General features: G+C 37.1%; 22 protein-coding genes and 2 pseudogenes. 9 read left to right on the top strand and 15 right to left on the bottom strand.

Annotation, left to right across the window (positions count from 1 at the left end):
• Positions 1 to 17: 17 nt before the first annotated feature.
• From VCM39_RS11740 to VCM39_RS11725, 4 genes are all read right to left on the bottom strand, one after another.
• Positions 18 to 1268 carry a DUF5103 domain-containing protein gene (locus VCM39_RS11740; RefSeq protein ID WP_289292101.1) on the bottom strand — a complete coding sequence of 417 codons (1251 nt, stop codon included), beginning with the start codon at positions 1266 to 1268 and terminating at the stop codon, positions 18 to 20.
• 38 nt (positions 1269 to 1306) lie between these two features.
• Positions 1307 to 2044: a monofunctional biosynthetic peptidoglycan transglycosylase gene (gene mtgA, locus VCM39_RS11735; RefSeq protein WP_221651494.1), complete on the bottom strand. Its 738-nt coding sequence runs from the start codon at positions 2042 to 2044 to the stop codon at positions 1307 to 1309.
• Complete coding sequence (locus VCM39_RS11730; RefSeq protein ID WP_221651495.1) at positions 2025 to 2699, bottom strand: OmpA family protein; 675 nt, start codon at positions 2697 to 2699, stop codon at positions 2025 to 2027. Before VCM39_RS11730 ends, mtgA begins: the two co-directional genes overlap by 20 nt.
• Positions 2700 to 2801: 102 nt before the next feature.
• Complete coding sequence (locus tag VCM39_RS11725; RefSeq protein WP_322932631.1) at positions 2802 to 4145, bottom strand: MATE family efflux transporter; 1344 nt, start codon at positions 4143 to 4145, stop codon at positions 2802 to 2804.
• Positions 4146 to 4251: 106 nt separating this feature from the next.
• Between VCM39_RS11725 and VCM39_RS11720 the strand changes: the two genes are divergently transcribed.
• From VCM39_RS11720 to VCM39_RS11700, 5 genes are all read left to right on the top strand, one after another.
• The gene (locus VCM39_RS11720) at positions 4252 to 5133 is read left to right on the top strand and encodes a DMT family transporter (RefSeq protein ID WP_221651497.1); all 882 of its coding nucleotides are present in this window, start codon (positions 4252 to 4254) and stop codon (positions 5131 to 5133) included.
• A gap of 157 nt (positions 5134 to 5290) precedes the next feature.
• The gene (locus tag VCM39_RS11715) at positions 5291 to 5830 is read left to right on the top strand and encodes an RNA polymerase sigma-70 factor (RefSeq protein WP_002560591.1); all 540 of its coding nucleotides are present in this window, start codon (positions 5291 to 5293) and stop codon (positions 5828 to 5830) included.
• A 74-nt stretch (positions 5831 to 5904) separates the two neighbouring features.
• Positions 5905 to 6654 carry a hypothetical protein gene (locus tag VCM39_RS11710; protein WP_322932632.1) on the top strand — a complete coding sequence of 250 codons (750 nt, stop codon included), beginning with the start codon at positions 5905 to 5907 and terminating at the stop codon, positions 6652 to 6654.
• Positions 6655 to 6658: 4 nt separating this feature from the next.
• The gene (locus VCM39_RS11705) at positions 6659 to 7651 is read left to right on the top strand and encodes a FecR family protein (protein WP_322932633.1); all 993 of its coding nucleotides are present in this window, start codon (positions 6659 to 6661) and stop codon (positions 7649 to 7651) included.
• 113 nt (positions 7652 to 7764) lie between these two features.
• On the top strand, positions 7765 to 10410 hold the full coding sequence (locus VCM39_RS11700) for a carboxypeptidase regulatory-like domain-containing protein (RefSeq protein ID WP_322932634.1): 2646 nt from the start codon (positions 7765 to 7767) through the stop codon (positions 10408 to 10410).
• A gap of 631 nt (positions 10411 to 11041) precedes the next feature.
• Here VCM39_RS11700 and VCM39_RS11695 read toward each other — a convergent pair.
• Positions 11042 to 11566, bottom strand: coding sequence for a DUF2867 domain-containing protein (locus VCM39_RS11695; RefSeq protein WP_322932635.1), 525 nt, complete (start codon positions 11564 to 11566; stop codon positions 11042 to 11044).
• 57 nt (positions 11567 to 11623) lie between these two features.
• On the bottom strand, positions 11624 to 11842 hold the full coding sequence (locus VCM39_RS11690; RefSeq protein WP_007485282.1) for a hypothetical protein: 219 nt from the start codon (positions 11840 to 11842) through the stop codon (positions 11624 to 11626).
• A gap of 412 nt (positions 11843 to 12254) precedes the next feature.
• On the opposite strand from VCM39_RS11690, the gene VCM39_RS11685 reads away from it, so the two are divergent.
• Both VCM39_RS11685 and VCM39_RS11680 read left to right on the top strand, forming a co-directional pair.
• Entirely contained in the window at positions 12255 to 13262 is a 1008-nt protein-coding gene (locus VCM39_RS11685) for a helix-turn-helix domain-containing protein (protein WP_322932636.1), read from the top strand.
• A gap of 239 nt (positions 13263 to 13501) precedes the next feature.
• Positions 13502 to 14116 (top strand): flavodoxin family protein, encoded by a 615-nt coding sequence (locus tag VCM39_RS11680; RefSeq protein ID WP_289292087.1) that lies wholly within the window; start codon positions 13502 to 13504, stop codon positions 14114 to 14116.
• A 158-nt stretch (positions 14117 to 14274) separates the two neighbouring features.
• Here the strand turns inward: VCM39_RS11680 and VCM39_RS11675 are convergent.
• Positions 14275 to 14331, bottom strand: a pseudogene (locus VCM39_RS11675) (hypothetical protein); the annotation flags it as partial.
• Between the two features lie 660 nt (positions 14332 to 14991).
• Here VCM39_RS11675 and VCM39_RS11670 point away from each other — a divergent pair.
• A complete protein-coding gene (locus VCM39_RS11670) occupies positions 14992 to 15759 on the top strand; it encodes a hypothetical protein (protein WP_278509162.1) in 768 nt (255 codons plus the stop codon).
• A gap of 319 nt (positions 15760 to 16078) precedes the next feature.
• Here the strand turns inward: VCM39_RS11670 and VCM39_RS11665 are convergent, their stop codons facing one another.
• The 4 genes and pseudogenes from VCM39_RS11665 to tnpB all read right to left on the bottom strand — a co-directional run bounded on the left by VCM39_RS11665 (position 16079) and on the right by tnpB (position 21397).
• Positions 16079 to 17392 (bottom strand): FRG domain-containing protein, encoded by a 1314-nt coding sequence (locus VCM39_RS11665; RefSeq protein WP_289292084.1) that lies wholly within the window; start codon positions 17390 to 17392, stop codon positions 16079 to 16081.
• Positions 17393 to 17628: 236 nt separating this feature from the next.
• Entirely contained in the window at positions 17629 to 18633 is a 1005-nt protein-coding gene (locus VCM39_RS11660) for an MBL fold metallo-hydrolase (RefSeq protein WP_322932637.1), read from the bottom strand.
• An 833-nt stretch (positions 18634 to 19466) separates the two neighbouring features.
• Positions 19467 to 21039 (bottom strand): annotated as a pseudogene (gene tnpC / locus VCM39_RS11655) (IS66 family transposase).
• 73 nt (positions 21040 to 21112) lie between these two features.
• Positions 21113 to 21397: an IS66 family insertion sequence element accessory protein TnpB gene (gene tnpB, locus VCM39_RS11650; protein ID WP_289292205.1), complete on the bottom strand. Its 285-nt coding sequence runs from the start codon at positions 21395 to 21397 to the stop codon at positions 21113 to 21115.
• On the opposite strand from tnpB, the gene VCM39_RS11645 reads away from it, so the two are divergent.
• Positions 21308 to 21502, top strand: a complete 195-nt coding sequence (locus tag VCM39_RS11645; protein ID WP_289292211.1) for a hypothetical protein — start codon at positions 21308 to 21310, stop codon at positions 21500 to 21502. The genes tnpB and VCM39_RS11645 overlap by 90 nt on opposite strands.
• Here VCM39_RS11645 and tnpA read toward each other — a convergent pair whose 3' ends face one another.
• The 4 genes from tnpA to VCM39_RS11625 all read right to left on the bottom strand — a co-directional run bounded on the left by tnpA (position 21503) and on the right by VCM39_RS11625 (position 26011).
• Positions 21503 to 21796 (bottom strand): IS66 family insertion sequence element accessory protein TnpA, encoded by a 294-nt coding sequence (gene tnpA, locus VCM39_RS11640; RefSeq protein WP_407934694.1) that lies wholly within the window; start codon positions 21794 to 21796, stop codon positions 21503 to 21505.
• Between the two features lie 339 nt (positions 21797 to 22135).
• Positions 22136 to 23863, bottom strand: coding sequence for an ATP-binding protein (locus tag VCM39_RS11635; protein WP_289292080.1), 1728 nt, complete (start codon positions 23861 to 23863; stop codon positions 22136 to 22138).
• A gap of 13 nt (positions 23864 to 23876) precedes the next feature.
• Entirely contained in the window at positions 23877 to 24908 is a 1032-nt protein-coding gene (locus tag VCM39_RS11630; RefSeq protein WP_289292078.1) for an SIR2 family protein, read from the bottom strand.
• 11 nt (positions 24909 to 24919) lie between these two features.
• On the bottom strand, positions 24920 to 26011 hold the full coding sequence (locus tag VCM39_RS11625; RefSeq protein ID WP_289292076.1) for a PDDEXK nuclease domain-containing protein: 1092 nt from the start codon (positions 26009 to 26011) through the stop codon (positions 24920 to 24922).
• Between the last annotated feature and the right edge of the window lie 118 nt (positions 26012 to 26129).

The following is a 26129-nucleotide window of genomic DNA, read 5'->3' as shown; positions in this document are numbered from 1 at the left end:
TCTTTATATTATTCCGACTACGGTTTGAATTTTACGAGTTGCATACCTATCAGTTTATCATATCGTTCGCCAAATGCACGATTGTATATCAAAATCAGATATTCATTTTCTGTTTCATAATAGTTTCCTTCTATAGGCCCGGTTTCGCCTTTGGTACTTCCATTGGGTACATACAGATATTGATAATTATATGCCCCCTGTTTCAACAATTGTACCGACTCATACGAATAAGTCTCTTTGTTGTATTTCATCTCACTCTGCAAATTGAAATTATCATAAGTGAATTCTCCTTCCAGATAGAGTTTACCGTCTATAAAAGGATCTTCCCAGGGAAGGCTGAAATGTACAAAAAAGTAATCGGCCTCAATATTATTATCCGTTGCGTCATCGTAACGAATCAGATAACGTCCGTTCTGATCTTCATCATAGCTGTAGTTTTTTGTACGCGGTTCACTTGGAAAGAGTGTTGCGTGATAATAAGGATCGTGGAACTGTAGGCTTGTTACTCCCATATTTGCATAACGTGTGCTGACTGTCTCAAATCTACGGTATTCATTTCCCGCCGGAAATATCAGGGCACGATTGTGTGTGTAACGCAGTTCGTCGGGACCTACATAAGTTGGCGCTACTCCTGTTACCATGTTGTCCGTACGTCCATCCTGCATCACTTGTACTTTTATTTCCTGTTGCGGATTTCGGATTGTGTATCCTTTGTAATTAACATTGAAGCTAACTTGCTGGTGTCCTTTGTTACGGTCTATTTCTGTATCACTGCTTACTACAGCCGATACATTGACTTGTTTATCCAGTATCCGGAAGCAGGTCTTGAAGATGGGTTTACTGCTATCAGAATCATCATAAACAGTCACAATATAATTACCGGATAATGTCATGCGCACTTCATCATTGGGCAGTTTGAGGCGATAGTGTGTATAGGGCATCGTAGTATTGACAGATGTTTCGTAGTCTTCAATCGGGTTATTATTAAATCCGTCCAGATAGTCTATATCCGAAAGGTTGGAAGGAGTCCAATCTACATTGGCATGAGAGAGAACATACTGATAACGATGATAGTCATGTGAAAGTTCGTCGAAAGATATTTCCACATATTCTCCGGCTTCCAGCGTTATAATTGCCGGGGCATTATAATTATCGTTGGCTATTACCTGCACCGTTTGTATATGCGGAGCGTATACTTCTGTACGTTGTGCTCTCATTCCGACTGACAGGCAGGCCAGAGAGAAAAGAAGTGGGATGTATTTCTTCATAAGAGTTATAATTTTATAGATGAATACAGATTAGGAGGCTATCGCTTCTTTTTCTTTTGTGGTTTAGAGGCCTTTTTCTCTTTTTCTGCAGGTGGAAATTTAGGGACCAGGTTCATCAGTCTCAATATCTGTTTTTGTCGCTTCAGGATGTAAGATGACGGATGAGCCGAATCAAAACGTATCGGATTAGGAAGCGTGGCAGCAATGAGGGCACATTGTCCTTTGGCCAGTTTGGCTGCTGTTGTATTGAATTTATATTTCGCAGTGGCCTGTGCTCCGTAAATACCTTTACCCATTTCGATGGAATTGAGGTATACTTCCATGATTCGTTCTTTTGACCAAAATGTTTCGATGAGAAAAGTGAAATAGACTTCTAACCCCTTTCGTACCCATGATGATTGTGGCCAAAGAAATACATTCTTTGCAGTCTGTTGGCTGATGGTACTCGCGCCTCTTTTCCTTTTTCGTTTCTCATTTTCTTTGATCGCTTTTTCTATCTCTTTGAAGTCGAACCCGTTGTGCTCTGCAAAACGGTTGTCTTCGGAAGCGATGACTGCCATAGGCAGGTAGGGGGAGATTTTATCAAAAGAAACCCACGTGTGTTTGCACGTGGGCTTATCTCCTGATGCTATCTGCTGCATGCTTCGGATGACCATTAATGGAGTAACATATACCGGAACAAACCGATAGATGATAACTGCAAGCAAAGTCGATACGAAGAAAAAGAGCAGCAGATTGCGTATAAAACGAAGTATTTTACTTACCGGCTTCTGCATTTTTAATCATCTGCTCACTGGCATACATATAAACTTCCACACGACGGTTTTGAGCTGCAGTCAGCGCTTCGTCATATTGTGAATAACCGACTCCTTCTACTGTCTTAAACTGAGAAGGCTGAACACCGCATGACTGAAGGTAATTTTCTACTGCATAAGCACGATTGTTAGAAACCTTTTGGTTAGCTTCCTGCGTACCTACTTTATCGGTGTGTCCGATAATAGCAATATCTATGGTCGGGTCACTTTTCAGTACACCTGCAAATTCACGCAATGATTGTTTGGCAGTATTACTCAATGTAGAAGAGTTGAAACCAAAAAGAATACCGGAATCAAATGTCACTTTCACAGCAGCCAATCCATTGTTATCAGTGATTTGTTCTACTTGTGCACCTTCAATTCGTGCTGCTTCTTCTGCTTTTTTATCCATTTTGCGACCAATCAATACACCTGCGGTACCACCAACAGCTGTTCCGATAGCAGCACCAATGGCGGCACCTTTACCTTTACCGGCAATTCCACCGATGATTGCACCCAGAGCAGCGCCTGAGCCACCACCAACTATTCCGCCTTTGGCAGTATTGTTCATTGTTCCACAGCTTCCGAATACTAAGGCCATACTCAAGAAAAAGGCCATAAATTTAATCTTTTTCATACTTTTATTAAATTAATATTAGTGATAAATCTTAGAACGGGGCAAAGATAAAGAAAATATTTAGTTGCGTTGTCGTTCCTTTACTTCAAAAACAATCATCTCTTATATTTTGTTGACCGAAAGTACTTTTTTACGTATAATTGCAAACCATGTCAGCAGTATCAGCCCTTTAGCTACTGTAGTAACACATACTGCCCACCAAATACCTTCAACTCCCATCCCTAAACGGACAAAGAAAATGGCAAGTGGAATGCGCATATAGTTGCATGTAATGCTGATGATAGCCGGCGGAACTGTACGTCCGATACCATAAAAAACTCCTTGCATAGTAATTTCCAGCATCATGAATAGTTGTGAATAGCCGTCTATCCTTAGGAATACCCCTCCTGCTTCATATGCAGCCTGCTCCGGTACAAAGATAGCAAAGATCTCATTGCCAAAGAATACAAACAGTAATGTGCAAAACGTTCCGAATACTCCTGTCATCCATAAGGTCATATGCCAGGCACGTATAACCCGCTCTGTTCGTCCCGCAGCGTAGTTTTGTGCAATGAAAGCACTTAGCGCAGTTGAAAACCCCTGTGAAGTATTCCAGGTTATGGCTTCAATTTGTCCGCCGGTAGTAAAAGTCATCAATCCGATATGGCCACCATGCGTTGAAGCTGTGCGACAGAGGAACATATTGACAAAAGCAAACAGGGTATTGAGAGTTGCTACTGGCAGTCCTAATTTTAAAATACGGTGCGTATATTTCTTTTTTAATCGGGTGAAGAAAGGAAAACTACCCAGCAGTGCATCACGGCAACGCAACTGATATACAAAAATACCAAATACGGTAGCTTGTGATAACCAAGTGGCATAGGCGGCTCCGTTTGTTCCGAGTCCCAAACCGAATATAAAGAGAGGATCAAGTATGATATTCATTATTAATCCCGTACCGCTGATATAAAAGGGTACTTTGCTCCGGCCTGCTGCATTATATATACCTGTGAAGGCAGCCGAAAGAAAAACAAAAGGTAAACCGGTAGATACAATCCTGAGATAGGAGATGGCATTATCCGTGATATGTGGTGCCAGTTCGTATATTCTGATTATCGGGCTGGCAAAAAGAAAGAGCAGTCCGCCCCAACAAAGAGAAATGATCAGTGCAATTGTAATATTATGTGATGCAAAATGACGTGCATCCTTTTGATTCTGTGCTCCTATGGACTGACCTACACTAACTTCGGAACCTACTTTGTTTAATAAAGAAATAGAACTGGACATCCATGTAAGGATCCCCACAGAGCCTATTGTAGCTACTGCTTCACTACCCAGACGTCCTACCCATGCCATATCTGTCAGGCTATATGCCATCTGTATGAATGAGGTTGCCATAATCGGCATTGCCAGATTGAACAACTGGCGATTGATAGGACCTTGGGTTAAGTTTTTTATTCCTTGCATCGATATTTTTTTAGTTGGTCTTTTTGAAATGAGGCGCAAAGATATAAAAAACTATGCTCGGATATGCCTATCTTTGCTGCGATTTTTTTTCTTCTAAGCATAAAGCATGAATACAACAACTAAACCCTCCGTCTGGTTTCATCTTATGGCAGCAGTAACAGTTGCTATCTGGGGGACTACCTTCGTTTCAACTAAAATTTTGATTGGCTACGGTCTTTCTGCCACTGATATCCTGTTTTACCGTTTCATCATGGCTTACATTTGTATCTGGTTCTTTTCGCCCCGTGTTTTGTGGGCTAAATCATGGAGGGACGAAGGCATTTTTGTACTCCTCGGACTAACGGGCGGTTCGCTTTATTTCATTGCCGAGAATACAGCTCTTGGCATGACACTTGCATCCAATGTATCGCTTATCATATGTACTGCTCCGATATTAGCGGCTTTTCTATCTTTCTTTTTTTATAAAGGTGAAAGATTGAAACCGAAACTGATTATCGGTTCTTTGATGGCATTGGCTGGTGTGGCTTTAGTAGTATTCAATGGTAGTTTTATTCTTCGTATCAGTCCGCTGGGGGATATCCTGACTTTAATTGCTGCTTTGATGTGGGCCATCTATTGTTTGCTGCTGAAGCGTATGAATTCTAATTACTCTACTCTTTTTATTACGCGTAAAGTATTCTTTTATGGCATATTGACATTGCTTCCTTTTTTCTTCTTTTATCCTTTGCAGACAGATACCACTATCCTGTTTCAACCGTTGGTGATTGCGAATTTATTGTTTCTGGGAGTCATTGCTTCCATGCTTTGCTATATAATGTGGACATTGGCTGTGAAACGTTTGGGGGTGGTATGTGCAGCCAATTATATTTACGTTGTGCCATTGGTCACTCTGATTACTTCTGCCGTTGTAATAGACGAACGGATTACTTTAATAGCATTGATTGGGTGTGCTTTTATTCTTAGCGGAGTGTATCTGGCTGAGAGATGAATTAATAATGTGCCAATATTATAATGTGTCAATGTGCCAGTAGGGGAACGCTATCATTGAATAAAATAAAAAGTTTGAATAGTCCGGGAGAAAACAGATATCTGGTTGTATTAATACAGAAAGAAGTCATCACCTTTTCATAGCAAATATCAGATATATGGAAATTGAAATTGTTGAAGCATTACAGAATGGCGATCATAAAGCTTTTGAAGATATATTTATTGCTTATTTTGGGAAAGTTAAGTATTTCCTAAACGGACTTTTAAAATCAGAAAGTGATGCGGAAGAACTGGCACAGGATATTTTTGTAAAGTTATGGATAAACCGTCAGTCTATAAATCCACAGAAACCGTTTAATGCTTATATATATACTATTGCCCGGAATACTGCATTTAATTATATCAAGCACAAATCTGTTGAAGAGGCATTTCTGGAAAACTGTAATCATTTGGAAGAGGCGGACTGTTCTGATGAAATTCTTTTTGCTAAAGAGATCAGCTTACTGGTAGAAATGACTGTGTGCAGAATGCCCTCTCAGCGGAGTAGAATTTATCGTATGAGTAGGAACGAAGGTATTCCTAATGATGAAATAGCCGGTAAATTGGGGATATCAAAAAAGACTGTGGAAAATCAGCTTAGTTTGGCTTTGCAGGAAATAAGAAGGGTAATATCTGCTTTCCTTTTATTATTTATCTGAAAAAAAATGTTTTAGGTCGGGAGTGGTTGATGATAGAGTTGTATCTATAGTATAGAACATAACCAAAGTTGGTTATGGAGTATTTGATAAAAAACATAGCCATGCAGTTAAAAGAAGCACTTTTCATTTTCGGATTACTATTGCCGGCATTGCCTTTACAGGCTCAATCCGAACATACTCTCACAGAGGTAAATATTTATGATAAGCTTCCTGAAAGTTCCGGGTTACTTATTCCCTCCAAAGAACAGATCAAAATTGGTGCGGAATATTCTGTAAGCGAGAGTTCTTTTATGGATCCGGTCAGTGATTATTCCGGATACTATCCTCTGCCGGTTCAAATGAGGCCGAACACTTTCTCTTTCTTTTCTGACTACAGCAGAAACGATATTTTTGCTATTTCTAAACATACATTTATATTTTTAGAAGGTGAAAAATATACTTATCAGAATTTGGGAAGCTATATTTCGGCTTTTGGTGCAGTGGGATTAAAAATAAATAGTAAGCTTTCTATAATGGGAGGACTGCTTGCCTTGAAGCAATTTACCGGAATGCATTCTTCAGATCGTTCCGGCACAAGGTTTCTGTTTCGTTATCAGTTAAGTGATAGAGTAAACTTTGATATTTGGGGGCAGTACTTAACTGATGTGCTTAATGATGCATCCCGCTCTTCGTATCGGTTGTTGCCTAAGACAGAAGCAGGTGCGGCGGCTACAATGAAGATCGGAAACAATTCGCAGGTTGGAGTAACTACGCGGTATCAATATGACCCATACAAAGAAAAGTGGAATAGTGAATCAAGTGGTAATGTGAAAATAAATTTTTAAGTGTATGAAACCTGATTATATATCACGAGTTATTACTCTGTTTTTCACCCATTCTTATCCACCGAAAACAGTAGATGAAGTACAAAAGTGGATCGTTGACGAGAAATGGAGAATGGAGAAAGATCGTTCATTGTATGCTGTCTGGAATAAATTACAGATTCAGCCGGATAAGTCTCTTTACGCGTCACTTGAAAAAGTAAAATCAACGATTGGAATGAAAGAGGCTGTAAAGAAACGTTCTGTTTTATCTTTCAAATGGTTGCGTTATACAGCAGTAGTTATTCCGGTACTTTTATTTTTAGGCGGATATCTGTATATCAACAGGGAGGTACGAATGATAGAGGTAATCACTCTAAGTAGCGAACAGAAGCAGTGTACACTGCCCGATGGGACGGTTGTTCAACTAAACTCGTGTAGCAAAATTATTTATCCTTCCGGATTTAGTGATACAATACGTACTGTAACGTTAGTAGGTGAGGCCTATTTCTCGGTGGTTCCTGATGCCGTAAAACCGTTTGTTGTGAAAACCAATCATCTGTCAGTGAAGGTTCTTGGTACTAAGTTTAATATTTGTGCTTATCCTACTGATGATAGAAGTACGGCTACCCTGAATAGCGGAAAAATACAGGTCGATGTGAGAACGGGGCAAACAGACAGCCACTATGTATTGAAACCCAGTCAACAGATTGTTTACAACAAAACAGATGAATCGGTATTGGTAAATACTGTTCCAACCGGGAGTTTCAGTTGGAAGGAGGGGAAGCTTATTTTTCAAGAGTCTACCTTTAACGATATGATGAATACACTTGAACGCCGGTATAATGTGATTATTCATTATGATAAGAAATTGTTTGCGAATGACTCTTATTCTGTTAAATTTATTAACGATGAGGATGTGAAGCAAATATTGAATGTTCTGCAAGATGTTGTAGGTGGATTTGAATACGAGATACGAAACAATGAGATAACACTGATAAAAAAGGAGGGAGGCAGATAGAAAAAAAGAACCGGAAAGCTGTTTCGAAGCCACTTCCCGGTTCTGAAAAGTCAGATATATTCCATTCTGTAAAATTAAAATAGTACTTAACTTTTCTATAATAAAAAATAGATATGCGTTTCTTAAAATCCAAAAATAAGAAAAATAATACGATCCCTAAAATTATCTGGTTGATAATTGCAATTTTTGTCTCAGTGACATCAATGGCACAAGCTGTAAAAATTTCAATTTCGGGACAGAATATCACAACAAAACAGGCTTTTGAACAGATAGAAGCACAAAGTAACTATACGGTAGCTTGCAACATTGCTCAATTTGACGCACAAAGGAAAATAACCGTCAATGTAAAAAACGTAAGTTTGAAAGAGGCACTTACTTTTATCTTTAAAGATACCGGATTTACTTATAAAATTAACGGTTTACATATTATAGTCGTTCGTGAAGCCTCCAAATCTTCACCGGATACAACTCCAGCCGGTTCTCCGAAACAGACAATAAGAGGCGTGGTCAGAGATGCTGCATCCGGTTTACCTGTTACTTTTGCAAATATAGCTTTGTTGAATATAATTTCCCAAAGGGGAGGACCAACTGATAGTCTGGGAAGATTTCGCTTCGCAAATGTCCCGGTGGGAAGATACGATCTGCAAGTGACATGTCTTGGCTATGAGCCTGCAATTATTAAGGAAATATTGCTTACTTCTGCCAAAGAAGTTTATTATGAGGTTACTTTGACTGAAGGTGCACAAAAATTGGATGAAGTAATTGTACGGGCAAATATTAATAAGGAACATCCTTTGAATCCTATGGCACTGACCGGTGGGCGTATGATCAGTGTAGAAGAAGCTAACCGTTATGCCGGTGGTCTGGATGATCCGGCCCGTCTTGCTACTTCCTTTGCCGGTGTAGCCGGAAGTCCCGGAACAAATGCCATAGCAATACGAGGTAACTCTCCTCAGTTTTTACAATGGAAACTCGAAGGTGTAGAAATCCCGAACCCTACTCACTTTTCGGATATGATAGGCGTTGGTGGTGGTTTGTTTTCCGGTTTGAGTAGCCAGGTAATGGGGAATTCTGATTTCTTTAACGGGGCTTTTCCTGCAGAATACAGTAATGCACTTTCGGGAGTATTTGATTTGTCTATCCGAAATGGTAATAATGAAAAGTATGAACATGCTATCCAGGTTGGGTTATTAGGGTTGGATGTAGCTTCCGAAGGACCAATAAGTAAGAAAAACGGAAGTTCTTATATCTTTAATTATCGTTACTCAACAACCGGCCTGATGGAAGCTTTTACTGATAATACGGGGATTACTTATCAGGACCTTACATTTAAGATTAATCTGCCGACACGTAAAGCCGGAACATTTGCCATATGGGGAATAGGGCTTCTGGACGGAATAAAAAGTGACCCTTTGGAGCGTAATAAATGGGAGACGTATAGTGACAGACAACGCTCAGAAACATCAATGATAAAGATAGCGGGTGGAATTACTCATCGATATAACCTGAAGGACAATGCCTATTTTAAGACCTCGCTCGCTGCTACTTATTCAGATAATCATCCTGGATTAAAGCAGGTTGTTTCTGAAAATCCCTTGTTTTATTTACCTGTGGTGGATATGAAAAGTACGAATCTGGACATTGTACTGAGTTCGTACTTCAACAAGAAATACAGTTCGCAGCATACCAACCGCTCGGGCGTTACTATTACCGGGTTGTTATATGACCTGGATTTTAATCTGTCGCCCAATTTCGGATTGAACAAACCTATGCAGAAGATTGCTAAGGGAGACGGACATGCTATTGTAGTGTCGGCATATAGTAATTCTGTCATTAAACTAACAGATCTGCTGACGGCCAATTTAGGGGTGACTACCCAGTTTTTTACGCTTAACGACCATTGGACTATAGAGCCTCGGTTCGCTTTAAAATGGGATTTTTTACCATTTCAATCATTGGCAATAGCTTATGGCATGCATAGCAGGCGGGAAAAGTTAGATTATTATTACATAAAAACTCCACAGACCGGCGATAGGGAGATAAATAAGAACCTGAATTTCGCCAAAGCGCATCATTTCGTATTAACCTATGATTTTGGCATTTCTAAGAATACTCATCTGAAGATAGAACCTTATTATCAGTCTTTGTATAACATCCCTGTGGAGCCAGGTACTTCATTCTCTATCATTAATCATGATTTCTATTATCTGGACCGCCCTTTGGTAAACCAGGGTAAAGGACGAAATTATGGAGTGGATATTACATTGGAACGCTATCTGACCCAAGGGTATTATTATATGCTTACTGGCTCGGTATTCAAGTCGGAATATTGCGGCGGAGATAAGATCTGGCGTAATACGAGACTCGACCGGAGGTACCTGTTCAATGCTTTAGGTGGTAAAGAATGGATATGGGGGAAACACCGGCAACATATTTTTAATGCCAATCTCCGTATTTCTTATCAGGGAGGAGATCGCTATACCCCCATTGACGAAGCTGCATCAATGGATAGTAAAGATATTGTCTATGACGAGACACAAGCCTTTAGTAAACAGTTTTCACCTGCTTTTACTGCCGATTTAGGTATGAGTTATAAACTAAACAAAAAACATCTTTCGCATGAATTTGGGTTTCAATTGCTAAATGTTACCGGATATACAGGCCAACATGGATATCAATATAACGAACAAAAGAATAAAATCGAAAAAATAAAGGTTAGTAATATGTTGCCCAATCTTAGTTATAAAATCCAATTCTAAGTCTGGCCAGCTTCTGCTTTAGGAAGTTACAACTATCTATATCTTTATTTACAAAATTACGTATTTAATAGTGTGTTAATTAGGTAGTTTTATATACAAAGAGTACGTAGTTTTGTGGTCTAAAAGTACGTATTCTTACAGTCAGAAGATATATAGATATAATTTCCCGTTAACAATGTTAATTTCAAACGAATATCCCGATCTATACTTACACCTGACAATCTTTAATCAGAGTTGCCATTGGTAGGTAATATTTTATTGGGTTATTGTAAATTATTTTAAAATAATTAAAAGAATAGGGATTGATGTATGTAAGATGAAAAAATGATACATTTTTAATCTTTTATAACACTTTGTTTATCAGATGGTTACGTGGCTTATCTTTTTCTCTACGACAATTATTCAGATTGTCGTAGAGTTTCATCCCATTTATCGTAGAGTAACGGGGTGAAACTCTACGATAAATGAATAAGATGTTTATAAGATATGACAGAAATATTAAATTTTAGAATGATAAATTGCTTATTTTATAATAAAGATTTACGTTGTAATAATGGGGTTGTTATAGGACTATAATCAAAATCTTTGGTTATGATACGAGTTGATGAATAGGAGAGGAGGAACTCAATATTTATACATTGATTTCCGATTCCAGTTGTTTAAAGTTGCGTTTTAATATTAATGGAACAATAGTCCGATGAAATGGTTTTATTATGAAAAAGTAATATTTTCCTAATTTATTATTCAACTTGACGATGGTTGTTACTGTGATCTTTTTTTCGTTTTCATTGTACTTACTTTGTTCCAGAAGTAGTGAAATTCTTAGGTCCAAATGTTTATCATCTTCGCCAAGGATAATTTCTGTTGCTGTTTTACCATATACTTTGAATATTCCGGCCCGTGTTCCTACTTCGTATTTATTACTATCGTTGTCTTCTTTTTTGGTGATTATAGAAGGTGTTTTTAGTTTAAAGAGTGATGCTATTTTATTTCTTAGGGCAAATAGTCCTTCAAACCATTTTGGACCAGGCTTGGCAAATGCTTTCACTATTTCAGGGATATCGATCCTGTTTTTCTTATCTATGATTGTATATTCATAACTATCAATGTAGTCATAGGCCGAATTATCGAAATGCAGTAATGATTCTTCTTTCATCTTCTCTTTAATTTTATGTTGATATGATAGCTGTTATAATTTAGATCTTAATGAGAGTTACTCTAATTCCTCTGCATAGATATTGATTGTTTGCAATGCATTTAGCACATCAATTGGAGTTATCTCCAAACATTCTATCCTTAGTATCTTTTCCCAGTCTTCTAAATCTACGTTCCATTTATGAATAGTAGGATATTGGGTAAAAAGGGTTTTGATACGCTTTATATCCTGTTTATTTTTTATTGATGTTCGGAATATAAAAATTTGATTTTGCATATTTTATTTTTTTAGCTGATTTAGTTTATGGGCAGGTTACTAAACATTTTAAACATTCCACACAATGATATCGACAAAGCGGATGAAGTCTGCACCTAATCATTTTAATTTCTGTTGAATCACATTTTCTATAGGCATAGGTAGAATAATAAATTAGTTTGATGATGATAGTTACTATTTTAGGTGTAAAGATAAACCAAATAATTCTGCAGTGAGAGATTATTTGACGAACTACCTTGTTACTTATGACAAAATGTATAATATAAGCGACTAATGCTCATATAATAGTCATAATACCTAATGATTTTTATCATATCAAATTAGTTCTGTTATTGGGAATGCAAAGATAAGTCAGGTGTTCTTTTGTCATATTGAAAATAAAGCCATATATTTGTCCAAAAGCGACAAATGTATGTTTATTACAGCCGGATTGTTAAATATGCTTTTAAAGCATTTTAGAACTACGGAAGCCGAATTGTCTGAAGTTCTGGTGGAATTGAAGTATGATTATGTGATATTACAAAATCCGACAGCCAAAATTGATGCCAATATACTGGGGTTATATCTGGAATATATTGTTAAAAAGACAGGTAATTCCAGAATCGGTTTGGAAACGGGATTCTTGTTACCGTTTGTTTTGACCGGAAGTTTCTTTAATATTTTCAATCAAAGTAAAACGGTGCGTGATATTTTTGAGAATGATGCACCATTTGACCCGGCAATAAATGACATATATACATTTGTGACGAAAGAGGATGATATTAATTTTTTTCTTGAAATATCGATAGAACCCCGGTTCGAACGATTGTATCCGATAGCTTCCAGACAGTGGATTGAAATGCAATGTGGCTTTTTTCTCCAATATGCTTATAGTTTTACAGGGCGGTTTCTGTACCCTATTCTTGTGTATTCTATGTATAAGGAAGAGGGGAGGAGGGATAAACTTGAAGAGTATTTGGGATGTCCTGTGATATTTAATCATGATCGGTTGATTCTTGTTTTTGATAAGACGGTATTGGATTTACCAATCATAACGGGAAATAAAGAGATGCTTGTGATTTTTGAAGACTATATGAATGAGATACAAATACAGGAAACAGCACAGAATCATGGCTTGTCTCAAACGGTTCGCAGGTATCTTGTGCATAGTCTTTTAAATGATGATTTATCTTTGAAATATGTTGCAAAGAGATTTAATATGAGTGAACGTAATATTCAGAGAAAGTTAAAGACGGAGGGTACTTCATATCAAAAGATTCTTGATGATCTACGTATGGAGTTATCTTTAAAATATTTGAGAGAAAAAATCTCCCTGACAGAAATCGGATTTCTTCTTGGATTTGAGAGCCAAAGTGCATTTAATAAATTCTTTAAAAAACATTTTGGAGTGCAACCATCCGCATATAAAGAGAGTAATTAAATTGATTATTTAAGGGGAAGATAAGGAATGAATGATATACTTTCCTTTTAAAGTTTATGATAGGATCCGGATCTTATGCTAATATAGATGGTCGTAACTATTTGATCAGATCCAGTAAAAAAGGTATTTTTATCTGTAATCAGTATAATTTATTAGTCTAATGACAATTGTAACTTTGCATTGTTTAAGTATTATGTAATAGGAAAATATAAATTCATTAATAAAAAAATGATCTGAATATGAAAGTATTACTAATAAATGGTAGTCCACGAAAGGGTGGGAATACTTATATTGCTTTGTCAGAAGTGGCTAAAACTTTAAATGAGAATGGAGTGGAAACAGAAATCGTTTCAATTGGGGTAAAGGCCATGCAAGGTTGCATCGCTTGTAATCGTTGCAGAGAGTTGGAACGATGTGTTTTTCAAGATGAATTGTACGATAGAATCAGAAAACAACTGGAAGATGGAATTGACGGATTAATAGTGGGTTCACCAACTTATTATGCAGGGCCTAATGGTTCACTGTGTGCTCTGCTTGACCGGGTCTTTTATTCAAGTTCGGATTTGATGAAGTACAAGCCTGCTGCAGCGGTAACTGTTTGCAGAAGGGGAGGAGCGAGTGCAACTCTTGACCGGTTGAATAAATATTTCACAATTAATCATATGCCTGTTGTTTCCTCCCAGTACTGGAATATTGTACATGGGATGCTACCTGGAGATGCTTTGCAAGATGCGGAAGGTTTGCAGACAATGCGGATGTTAGGTAAAAATATGGCATGGTTGTTGGAAAACATTGCTAAAGAAAAAAAGTATCCTGAAATAGAATCTGCTATCCGAACTAATTTTATTCGTTGATCTAAAGAAATCTGGATGTGTATATTTAATGGTTGATTTTCGGATCGGATAAGTCTGGGTTTTTAAATTCAAATTTATCCGATCTGAAAATTGTTTTCTATAACTTCTCCTTAAGCATAATTTATGATATACCTTCTAACAGGAAACTACATAATTTTCTATTCTACTTTATCTTTCGATAATATTTCTATCAATTGATATCTAATACTACTTCCATCTGCTGGAGGATTAGCTAATGTCGTTTTCTTTTTCTTCTTTTACTAACATACATTCAATAGGATCAGATGCTTCTCAAGGTTGATACATGCTCATTTCTGCTGAAACAAACATTTTAATGGTTTAAACTTTATCTTGTGAATCATCATTGTTTAAACAGCCTGCGAAGCAGAGTGTAGAAAGGAATAGTCAGAGTGTTCCGAATATTTTTTAGTTTTTATATCGTGTAGTTTTACTATTATATTATGTAAATACAAATTTGGTGTAAAAATTGCAAAGTTACATGATGAATCGAACTCTTATTTTTTTAAGACTGATTATTTATAGAATTGATTTGTAGATTCATTTTCTACTATGTAAGAGGTATGAGAAGAGTTTTTTCATTTCATAGGGAAGAAATAACTAAAACGGAAAAGTAATTATTTTGAAGATATACTGTTTAAAAAACTTGGAAAATATTTCTTGAATCTTTTTTTATAGATATATTTGTAAACTGAGTTGAAAAATCCGAGAAAAGATTATTCGTATTTAGAATCAGAGATTAAATGATAAATAGAATGGTATTCCTGATTTGGACTTGTATAAAAAAAACAGCACAACAAGTAAAGATCGAAATTATAGATACCAATTATTAAAATATAAAACTTAATCTATTGAAAATGGAATCACTTCCGAAAGAATATAGTTTACTAATGACCATTAACAAGTACATTGGAGAGTATTTTGCTATGACGGTCAATACGAAAACAGTAAGAAGTACAGATATATATGAGTTTTTGAAACATAAAGATGATTTTAGACAACATTTCGCATCAGCTAAAGAATTTAATGGTTTTATGCGTAGGATGCACGACCGGGGAGTATTAACTCAAATTATCAAGAATGTGAAAGTTGACACCTCTAATAAAAATTTTTATCAATGGCATTTCTTTCCTCCATTAAGAGTTTACTCTAAAAAAACGACGTCAGAAAATAAGAATATTGCAAGTTCGCATCCGGATAAAAGCCAGTTCTTTAGAGGAAATAAAAAATATCGGGCAGCCAATGGAACAATGGTCCGATCTATACAAGAACTCAATATAATGAATCGGTTATTGGCAGTAGAGATATTCGATGTTTATTATGAACGTCTTTTAGTTGCTGCTGGTAAAGAACGATACCCTGACTTTACCGTATATAATAAAGAAACTCGGACAGTCTTTCACTGGGAACATTTTGGAATGACAGATGATCTGGAATACGGTGAAAAGATGACCGATAAAATAGAATGGTATAAGCAGATTGGCTACAAGAGTATTGATGAGGGAGGGCGTTTTATTGTTTCCGTCTATCAAGATGAAGAGCATTTCATTGGGCTAATAGATAATATTATTGAGAAAATGAAGGTTATATCTATTCCATGTGGCTTTCTTAAAGATAACATATGATGATTTGAAATGGGAATCAATATATTTTCTGTAAATTGTTTAGAGTAGTATGTGATAATTGTGACTATTTCGTGTCTTAGGTCACGGACTTTATACAAAGAAAAAAGAGGGTACCCGTAACGGACATCCTCTTCTTGCAAAGTCGGGTAGCCAAAGGGTAGCCAAAACGACGACAAAGCGTACAATAGAAGGGAATAAATTAGCAACAATGCGGCACAAATCCGGCAAGTTTTTGACCGTACAATGGATGGTTAGAATTCTAAGGTTAAATATTTTTATACGATAGAGGAATATTTCTCTTTGTCGTGATATAATAATATCAAACCCTTGAAGCCTTAAACTCCTCATCAGTTTGATGATAATACAATCGGCGATAATCCTCTTTGTGAAAATACTGCCAATAATACATATTTCGTGGCAATTCTATCATCTGTTGTTTTAGACTAATGGCTTTTTTTGAATCACCCCAATATATTCTATTACAGAAATCTTCCCACCAACCATTCCTGATTTTATCGAAATACATTTCAAGAATCTTTTCGGTGAAAACATATCTTAAATGAGGTTTAATCGTGTACCCCTGGTTCTTGCACATCTTTCTATTAGTAGCTTCATTATCCTGAGGATTAACAAATAGATTGTATGCAAAGGCTGATAAAGAAATCTCTTTTGAATCGAGAATAAGATCTGATATTGGGCTTAATTCATCAACAGTGAATAGAAGTTGACCGCCATGCCATCGATCAATGATTTTTTGGTCCTCGATGGCATCATGTCTGAAAGGGATTGCAATGATACTCGGATTGACATTAATGTTCATTTTCCCTGAGTCTTGAAGGAAACCTTTTTGCTGACCGCTTCGTGGAAAAACCTGCAATCCGATTGAAGAGAACCCCTCACTTATAAATGTTGATGAGGGATGAACAGAGTAGTGGTAGATAACTCCGTATGGAATTTCGGGATTGTTAAAACGGCAGTATTTATCTGGTGCCAACCACTTGGTTGCACCAAAGAAGGCAGAAACCTCGATATCTGATGAAAAATCTAATAATCCCGTATTGAAGCCATAATGCTGTGCAAGTCCATAATAATTCATCTCAAAAAATATGGTCTTGCTGTATCCATCTAAATTAATACCGGCATCAAACATCCTGAATAGAGGGTGAGTTCTCAAAAGGAGAATAAATTCAGTAACCTTTAAATTTGCAATGAGTTTTTCTTCTTTCGAGCATCTATCAAACCCCGAAACAATCCGGGGATGGAAGGTGTTTTGCCCTCTATAAAGAAATGGTCGGTACATTAAATTAGGTTTAAGAGCAAAACGACCACTGTTAAGTCTCGAAACGATGAAGTCTTCGTTAGTCCCATTATTATCATAAGCTCCCCATGGATTATTAAGACCTAACTGTTTGAATAATCCTATTTGAGGAATCCCCATATCAATGCTATCCCATCCTCCTGAATTGATAAAAATATTCTCAACTGAATGACAAAATTCGACTACCTGATTTATATTTGGCAGTTGATTAATCTGACTTTGAGACAAATTCAAAACATTGTCCGTGGGACCTTCCAAATTAGAGTCCCATCTATGATTCGTATTTGGATTATAGCATGTTATCGTATTATTCATCGCTCGTTTTACAACATTTGTTAATTATCTTTGTACATTATGCTGTTTAAAGCCATATCAGTTGCGAAGCCTGTAAATCGACGACCTGTAGCTTTTATATCTCCAGTTAAAATATATAATCAATCGAGCATCCAGATTCCTTTATAAATGAGATGAATTTCTTCCTCAACATAGAAGACATATTAATGCTTCCAAACAGCAAATAGGAAATATGTAACCAACGTATCATACGAATATTAGATAAGAACATCGTTAGCACGAGTGTCCTTTCCTTTATATTTCAGGACCGATAGTTGTGTTATAACATCACTCGGGTCAACAATTTTCCGAGAATTATATGGACCTGAAGATGCTGATATTACATGAATGGCTTTGGGATTACAAATATCCAGATGAAAGTTATAAGTCGATCCATGATGTGGAATTTGAATTATTTCAGATCGAGGAAGAAGGTACTTATATACCACTTTCAGATTATTCATATACGAGCAAGCATTGTAATCACCGGTATATAGACAGCCATGATCCAAAGTTTTAGTCTGTCCGCTCCATACGACCATGCTATAGTCATTAATATTCTCTATCTCTGACTTTGAAAACACTCGTGCAAGGGAGTCTTTTATATTTTTAGCCTTGGTTTTCTGTAGAGCTTTTATTATTTCATCGGTAGTGGCTGACACTGGCAATCCGAGTTTTCCCATAAACTTAGCAAGTTCAGCCATAGTCATGATTCGCCTATTGTAAATCACATACTGCCAGTCATTTTGAATAAACTTCGCAACGTCTCCTTTAAAAACTATGTTATTCTTGATGCCGTCCAAGTTTATCACATTGTCATCTCCAGGATAATTTTCTTTATCCTCGTTTCCGATTTGAACCACAGTAGTATCTGGAGATACGTATGATATAAAATCTTGAGGGTTCAGTACAAAATCAGCATAATATATAGACCGAAGTGAGCTGTAGTTCAAGACTCTGGTTAGATTTGGAACCATGGGTAGGATTATTCTTCCCACATCAAATAATCCCAGAAGAAGCATAAGACCATTGATATGATCGTGGTGATAATGTGAAATAAAGAGATTATCTATATGTCCATGCTTTCCACCAGAAGCTTTTGTTATAGCTTTTTGGATTGCAGATTGGTTTTGTCCGCCACAGTCATATACACTTACTATCCCTTCGGTCTTTTCCAATGCAAAAAGGCCGTTACAAACTTTATAAAAATACCGTTCTACCATAGTTGTCATTTATACCAAAGCACCTTTTTTTAATGGCGTTATCATTATCCTGATTGGAAGCAGCGGTAGTGTTTTGCTGAGAGTGTTCGAAGCGAGTTTACTCAAGTTTGCAGCTTCGGATAACTATGCAAATTTAGCAATTTTTATCGCATAATTGCGTTGCTTGACGAAGATTTAGTATTTATGGGAGAATAATAGAGGTAGTATTTTGCTTAGAAGTGGTTAGACTCTTTGTTTTTCAATTCATGTCTAAATCAATATATGAACAATATATTTGGTTATTATGCGTTCAATTTGCACGATGAAAAATAACAATAGTCTCAAAGTTGTGGACTTTGAAGTTGTTGTATAAAGGCTTTTATATTTAGGAGTGATCAGTATCCTTTTTTGAGGAATTTACGATAGACAACACCGTTTGTCGTAAGTATTGCAGCTATGTAAACGCCATCGTTGATTGAAGTCACATCGACTCTATGTTCATAATTTTTCACGGAAATCAAAGTGACACCATTGGTCGATGGTGACATTATGCCTTGAATGAAAATAATAGCGTTCTCGTTGTAGGCAAACAACTATTTCAATGGCTCCTGCCATTGTTGATGTGGCTTTTTTCTTCTGGTTGAAGAATAATCTTACGTACTTATTCATAATGGTAACACAGCTACGGTAATACAAAAAACGTCCAAAAGGGGCTTTTTGTCTCCAAGTGTATCGCTTTTTTTCGTTTTTTTGATGGTGTTACCACCTTATATACGTAAGCATCCGATAAAGTACACTATAAAAAATGGCTGTATCTCCTTTCAAGGTAAGCAGCCATTATAGTTGTATCTCCATCATTCTTTATTCATTTCTTTCCATTTGTGTGGCAACATTTGTAGCAGTTCCTCATAATTTGCCTTCTGCATATATGGCATTCTTGCTATAACATCATTCAGATACGTGCGCGGATTTACTTTATGCGCTTTGCACGTCGCCAGCAACGAACAGACGACACTCATGCTGACGGCCGCCTGATGATCTCCGCAGAACAGGTAGTTCTTTCTACCCAGTGTGATTGGTCGGATGGCATTTTCCGCCAGATTGTTATCAATATGGATACGTCCATCCTGCAGATACCTCATCATATTCTCCCAGCGGGTATAGGCATAGGTTATCGCCTTCCCGGTCAGGCTGTTTGGGCTGTATTTTATCCCTTCTGTTTCCATCCATAGTTTCAAGGCATCCATAATAGGTCCGGCAAGTTTCTGACGTTTTCCCATTCGTTCATTTTCTGTAAGCTGCTTCTGGTCACAGTCATGTTCTATACGATATAGAAGCTGTATTTCTTTTAAGGCATGTTCCGCCATCTGCCTGTTTTCAGCAAGTGCCTGTTCAAAATACCTGCGTATATGAGCCATGCAGTTAACAATACGCACGTTCGGGTTGACCTTGAAAGCAGATTCGTAACCCTCAAAGCCGTCACATTGGAAATAACCCTTGAAGTCTTTAGCCAGTTGCCCTATCACTGTACCTGACCGTGATCCTTTGTCATAATGGAAAAGCACCAGTCGTTCGACTACCGCCCTGACCATCCACAAGTATTCCTTGTTGGTCTGATGTCCTGCCTTGTCCAGTACAGGTACGGTCGTTTCATCCCCCTGTATGTAGTCGGATTTCATGATTTCCTGCCTGAGTACCTCGTAAAGTGGCTTGAGAAGTTCAACCGCAGGCTTGAACCATCCGTCTATGGTACTTTCACTAGCCTTGAAGCCCAGGTGATGCAACTGTTTCACCTGGCGGTAGAAGGGAAGATGATACTCATATTTCTGCAGGAGTATCTCCGCCAAAAGTGTAGGTCCCGCTATTCCTTTGTATATAGGCAACAGCGGCATGGCGGCTATCTCCACTCCTTTTCTGCCGACCGGTGGAAGTGAGGTGTTGTCTTTAAGGGCATACTTGGGGCGTACAATCTCCTTTATATACAGTTGTCCGGGCTTATGTTCCACCACACGGGTCACTTCCTCACCAATCTTCCTGTACAGTTCCAGGTCAATGTCTTCCGGCTCGATAATTACCCTTTCAAGTACGGGAAGACCTTCCATTATCCTGCGGTTATTCCGTTCCCGTTTCTTTTGTGATTGTCTGCACCGCTACTTCACGCGCTTTTTCCAGTTCAGCCGCATTATCAGGAAGAAAGTCACTGAACAGGTCAGGCTGGTTGGAGTCAAGAGACGGGAGTTTCTCCGACTTGTGACCGAAAAGCTGGCGGTTCAGCCATGCGACTTGAGCCGTCAGCTCATTGAGACGATTCTGTAAGGATTCATTCTGCCGGGTAAGCCTGATGATGGTCTCAACCTGGGATGCGTTCACCTGCTGCAGGGACTGCAGCATTGAGTTCATCTGTGAAAGCATCTCTTCCTGGGTCATAATCCGTTTCTTTTAATTACACTATAAATGTACAAAATATATCCCGGACAGACAAAAAATACGACATCTATTTTTATACGGTATATACATTTCGTTCCGCCCTCAGACGTCTCAAACGCTGCCCGGGAGATTCCCGGATTCCTTCCACCATAATGACAAGATCGCGCCATTCCATCGGATAGCTGCGTGACTTCTCATCATATGCGGGAACCTTGAAGTGACCGGCCTCAAGGCGCTTGACGTACATCACCAGACCGCTATCCTCGGCATGGAGAAGCTTCATCAACTTACGGCTGCTGCCAATGAAGATGAATACATCACCGTTCCTGACACTGCAGCCCATACGCTCGTGTACCACACCGCAGAGGGAACTGATCCCTTTGCGCATATCAGTCCTGCCGGGGCAGAGAAAATACCGCATCGTATCATTCAGGCAGAACATGGCAACAAGCGTATTGGTTAATCAAACGGGAAGCGGTCTCTTCCATACCGGCACCCAAATGGGCACGGACGCCATTAGGAAAAACAGAGTCATTCCGGAAACGGAAGAGGAGGAAGCAATACAGGGGGACTTGAGGCTGATGGGAGCTAGGAATGATTGGGGAGCAGATGTTTCGTGATCGGGAACACTGGAAGATTTACGTTTCCAATAATTGTACGTGGAGTAACTGACATGTTCACGTTGCAGAAATTTCAGAAGACTCAGACCGCTTAAACGATGCAGTTCCTGTAAAGAGGTAAATTGTTCTTGTGTCATAATGAAAATATGTTAGAAGTTCATGCAATATTGCAAAGGCAAAGGTGCAATGAAAATATGACAGAGAAAACGGGTACTTTATCGGATGCTTACTAAAAATCAATGCTTTCGGAATTATAAGCTTTGCATCAGTCACGTTTTAGTCCTTAAAAATAGTCCACTTCTGTCCGGTGTCTGTCTGCTTATATCTTGGGTTCAAAAGTATACATTCTTTTGAAATTATGCAAGTCTTTGATTATTAATATTTCAACTTAGGTGCAAGGTGCAAGCTATATATACATATATGCTTGCACCTTGCACCTAAAATTCACTTGTCCTAGAAAAACCTTAGAGATTAGTTTATTCTGCTTTATATTGTTTTATCATATTATCTATGGCAGATAATAGATTTTGAGAACCTTCAGTTTGTCCCCATATCTGCCAAAATTTGATCGTTTGGCTAGATGGTTTAATAGAGGGTTCATCAATTCTGATTCTAGAAGGGAGTAGAGTAGCATCACCAACAATAATGGCTTCTGCAATATCTAGCAATGATAAGTTATCTGCAATGTTACCTAGATTATCTGGTAATAGTCTTTTTATTACGCTTTGATCTTCTACATTTGTTAGCCGAAGACTGATAAAGTTATTACATTGACTTAGGACAGTTCGATTTACTTCTGATGGTCTTTGACTAATGATGACAAGCCCAACTCCATATTTTCTTCCCTCTTTAGCTATGCGTTCAAAACTTTTTAATCCAATTTCAGCTACTGAATCACTATGATCTAATTGCTGAACATAGAGGTGAGCTTCATCGCATAACAATGCAACAGGATGTCGGGAACTTTTGTCGCTCCACTGCTGGACAGAGAATATTATTCTTGTCATTAAACCAATAACCAAAGGTAAAATATCAGAGGGAACCTCGGAAAAGTCTATAACTTTCACTCCCTTCCCAGTACCATCATCCGTTCCCATTAATTTTGTGCAAAAATTCTTTAACCAATCTACATCCATTTCTTCAGATGTTAGAGAAAACATAAATCCCAATCGTTTATCCTCTAATTTATTAGCCAATCTTTGATTAAACCTTGTTAGTTTTCCATTGTATGGACCTGCTTTTTCTCCTCTACTTCCTTCTACTTTTTCTTCATCTAATTCTTGAAGTTTTTGCAATACTTCCTTCAAATCATATGGAACAGGACTATCTAATGTTATTTGTTTTGCATATATTGTCCCCTCAACGTTACTCTCTTTATGAGTTAGAATTTGTTTAGATAAAAGCATGGCTTGGTTGGGAGCATTCATATCGCTACGATCTAAAAGTAACGCTTGCATTTCTTCGTAGTTCAGTAACCAGTAAGGAACCATTAAAATATTATTTGATAATTTTTCTTTTGATATTAAGTCATTTGGAGAGGCTATTTTGTATTGCTTAATTCCAGACTTTAAAAAACTTTCACTTGAATATTCTCCATGTATATCAAATAATATTGCATTCGCCATTTCTAAATCAGATATTTGCTCAACCAATTTTGCTACACAATATGATTTTCCACTTCCTGTAGAACCAACAATAGCCGCATGCCTTTGAAAAAATTTATCTCCATCAAGGTAAGCTACAGAGTTTTCATCCATAGAATATTTTCCAAGGTTTAACGGGTTAATTCCTTTTTCGATCTCGGCAGAAATTGTTTTCATTAATTCGGATAACTTTTCACCATCGATTTTATAACACTTAGCATCGATGTAAGGTAATGCTGTAACATTACGTTTGAATACATTAGAGAATGTCCCAAGTCTATCATGAAGTTCGCCTACAAATACTATTTTGATTGTGTTTACTGGAGTAAATTCTTCCATTTCATCATCATTGTTAGTTGATGATTTTCTAGCAATTTTCACAATCATTCCAACTATGTTACGGCTTGAAAAAGGACTTTCTATAGCTATTAGTTGGTTAATTTGTAATGTAGACAAATTATTGTCATTTTCAACAACAGCGGTAGCAGTACCTGTATCGACACTATTAATGAGAGCAATAGCTTCATTCTTATTATAACTAAATATTGTTTTCTCTTTCATCGTATTGTTGTTTTTAAATTATTTTGCACAAACCTTCTGTTGTCCAATATATTTCATTTGGGATGTTTAAAGCATCAGGTTCATTAGATATCCAAAAATTAGTACCATTATGATTATCATCTTCAATAATAATATAATTGCTACATTGCTTCATTACTGACTCTTTTATTGAATCTGTTGCTTTTTTAGTAACTATAAGTATTGGCACTCTTTTTTTCTTTGAGTGGTTAATCAATTTAGGATGTACATGACTATCATTAAAGCCATATCCAATACATAAGAAGCCACTAGCTTCATTAAATATATTATCAACGATGGATAATAGGCTTCTATGAGGGTCATTCTGAGTCTTTTCATACTTATTAGTACCAGGTGTAATAATGCATGGTGTACATCCTAAAGGTATATCATAGGTATTAGGGAAACAGAAAATATCTTCATTTCTATAAAACCAATCTAATGATCCATGTACCTTCCAGATATTTATACATCCTGTATAAGGCTTCAATTTAGCATATAGCTTAGGGTTCAGATCAGTAAAAAAGACACCTCTTAGGTTGTGTGAAAATCCTGTATTTAAGAATGCATCAGTTTGCGAGGCGGCATATTCCGCTATTTTATCATAATTGGTAGACACAATATTAAGGATAGCAGAATCTCTACCATATATAATGTGATTAAACAAAGATACTAAATTTATTTCTTCGCCTTGCTTCACTTTTTCATATATTTCCTTGTCCTGCTTTACTATTTTGTTCCAAACAAGTTCTACTATTTTTAGCTCAACTTCCATTGTAACCTTGATTTTTAATAGAGCTTCTTCTAAGCCTAAACCTGCATTTAAGTTATCAATGAATTTATTGATACAATCTTGAGATTCTTCATTAGAATATGGATTAGCTTTGAAAAAAGTTTTGAGTTCTAATGCTAAATCCCACATACTTGATATGTTGTATGAAATAGATGCTCCCGAACCTAAAACGATAACGGGATTGGCATTTATAATATTCTGAATCTGAGTAAATAATTTCTCCTTGTTAATCATGACGTCTAAACTTATTCTACAAATTTATTTAGCTCTTCTTCAACTTCTTCAATTGTTGGCAATTTGCTTTTCAGATTATCAGGAAGTAGCTCCTTTACATTAAACTCACTAACCCCAATCGGTGAAGATATATTCTGCAATGCATATTCTACTTCAATCCTATCTTTATCTCGGCAAAGTAACATTCCTATAGTGGGATTGTCATATTCTCCTCTTAGTGTGTTATTGATTAGGTTCTGATAGAAGTTTAACTGTCCCAAATGTTCCGGCTTGAAATTGCCATTCTTCAATTCTATAACTACATAAGCTCGTAACGGGATATGATAGAACAATAGGTCGCAAAAATATTCTTTATTGTTCAGACTCAAACAGTATTGCTCCCCTACAAATGCAAAGCCTTTACCCAGTTCGAGAAGAAACTGGGTTATGTGCATGACAAGCTGCTTTTCTATATCTCGCTCCCGCGCTTTTTGAGATACAGACACGAAATCAAACCAATATGGGTCTTTTACTACTTCCTGCGCCATATCTGCTGTTAAGGCTGGTAAGGTCTGCGAGAAGTTTGTTTGTCCTTGTCCGTAATGCTCATAGAATTTTTGCTTCAACTGATTCTCTAAAACGCTTCTACTCCAACCGTTAGATAGGATTTGGTGCGCATAAAATAATGCTTCTTCTATATTTTGTGCTTTGCTAATTATCACTTTTTGATGTCCCCAAGGTATATTGAAGATAATTCTATAGTTATCAGCTACTTGTAATTGTCCCTCAATCTGGGGGACAATTACATTATTGGATGAAAAGTGTATTTTCTCTGCGTAGAACTCATAGAAGTTCTTACTGTAGTATAGGTTCTGACGAGAAAAACCTTGCATATCAGGAAATTCATTGCGTAAGTCTACTGAAAGCTTATTTATTACTTTGTCACCCCAATTCTGTTCTTTCAGCTTTTGAGAGATCATTTGCCCCAACTGCCAATAAAAGTGTATCAACTCTGTATTGGCTGTTTTTATCATTCGTATTTTGGTAGAACGAATTTGCTGCTTGATGGCTTTTAGCCACTCTATATATTCGCTATCTATTGAGCTTATAGGATAATCTTGCATATAACTATGTTTTTTGCAAAAGTAAATAAATTTATGATAGTATGTTTTTGAAATACATTCTTTTAGCGAGATTCTGTCTGTAATCTATTTATATTGGCTATGTTCTCTAAGACACATT

It is taken from the genome of Bacteroides mucinivorans (genome assembly GCF_034654355.2).
GTDB classification, from domain to species: domain Bacteria; phylum Bacteroidota; class Bacteroidia; order Bacteroidales; family Bacteroidaceae; genus Bacteroides; species Bacteroides nordii.
The sequence above is the reverse complement of the archived record's forward strand: the minus strand, read 5'-3'. Positions and strand labels throughout refer to the sequence as shown.

Coding starts and splice junctions, on each gene's coding strand:
- VCM39_RS11630 (WP_289292078.1), bottom strand. CDS start 24,908: ATGATTAACAAGGAGAAATTATTTACTCAGATTCAGAATATTATAAAT.
- VCM39_RS11720 (WP_221651497.1), top strand. CDS start 4,252: ATGAATACAACAACTAAACCCTCCGTCTGGTTTCATCTTATGGCAGCA.
- VCM39_RS11680 (WP_289292087.1), top strand. CDS start 13,502: ATGAAAGTATTACTAATAAATGGTAGTCCACGAAAGGGTGGGAATACT.
- VCM39_RS11740 (WP_289292101.1), bottom strand. CDS start 1,268: ATGAAGAAATACATCCCACTTCTTTTCTCTCTGGCCTGCCTGTCAGTC.
- mtgA (WP_221651494.1), bottom strand. CDS start 2,044: ATGCAGAAGCCGGTAAGTAAAATACTTCGTTTTATACGCAATCTGCTG.
- VCM39_RS11690 (WP_007485282.1), bottom strand. CDS start 11,842: ATGCAAAATCAAATTTTTATATTCCGAACATCAATAAAAAATAAACAG.
- VCM39_RS11710 (WP_322932632.1), top strand. CDS start 5,905: ATGGAGTATTTGATAAAAAACATAGCCATGCAGTTAAAAGAAGCACTT.
- VCM39_RS11705 (WP_322932633.1), top strand. CDS start 6,659: ATGAAACCTGATTATATATCACGAGTTATTACTCTGTTTTTCACCCAT.
- VCM39_RS11665 (WP_289292084.1), bottom strand. CDS start 17,392: ATGAATAATACGATAACATGCTATAATCCAAATACGAATCATAGATGG.
- VCM39_RS11725 (WP_322932631.1), bottom strand. CDS start 4,145: ATGCAAGGAATAAAAAACTTAACCCAAGGTCCTATCAATCGCCAGTTG.
- VCM39_RS11660 (WP_322932637.1), bottom strand. CDS start 18,633: ATGGTAGAACGGTATTTTTATAAAGTTTGTAACGGCCTTTTTGCATTG.
- VCM39_RS11700 (WP_322932634.1), top strand. CDS start 7,765: ATGCGTTTCTTAAAATCCAAAAATAAGAAAAATAATACGATCCCTAAA.
- VCM39_RS11635 (WP_289292080.1), bottom strand. CDS start 23,863: ATGAAAGAGAAAACAATATTTAGTTATAATAAGAATGAAGCTATTGCT.
- VCM39_RS11625 (WP_289292076.1), bottom strand. CDS start 26,011: ATGCAAGATTATCCTATAAGCTCAATAGATAGCGAATATATAGAGTGG.
- VCM39_RS11695 (WP_322932635.1), bottom strand. CDS start 11,566: ATGAAAGAAGAATCATTACTGCATTTCGATAATTCGGCCTATGACTAC.
- VCM39_RS11685 (WP_322932636.1), top strand. CDS start 12,255: ATGTTTATTACAGCCGGATTGTTAAATATGCTTTTAAAGCATTTTAGA.
- VCM39_RS11715 (WP_002560591.1), top strand. CDS start 5,291: ATGGAAATTGAAATTGTTGAAGCATTACAGAATGGCGATCATAAAGCT.
- VCM39_RS11645 (WP_289292211.1), top strand. CDS start 21,308: ATGGAGAAGCTTCATCAACTTACGGCTGCTGCCAATGAAGATGAATAC.
- tnpA (WP_407934694.1), bottom strand. CDS start 21,796: ATGACACAAGAACAATTTACCTCTTTACAGGAACTGCATCGTTTAAGC.
- VCM39_RS11670 (WP_278509162.1), top strand. CDS start 14,992: ATGGAATCACTTCCGAAAGAATATAGTTTACTAATGACCATTAACAAG.
- VCM39_RS11730 (WP_221651495.1), bottom strand. CDS start 2,699: ATGAAAAAGATTAAATTTATGGCCTTTTTCTTGAGTATGGCCTTAGTA.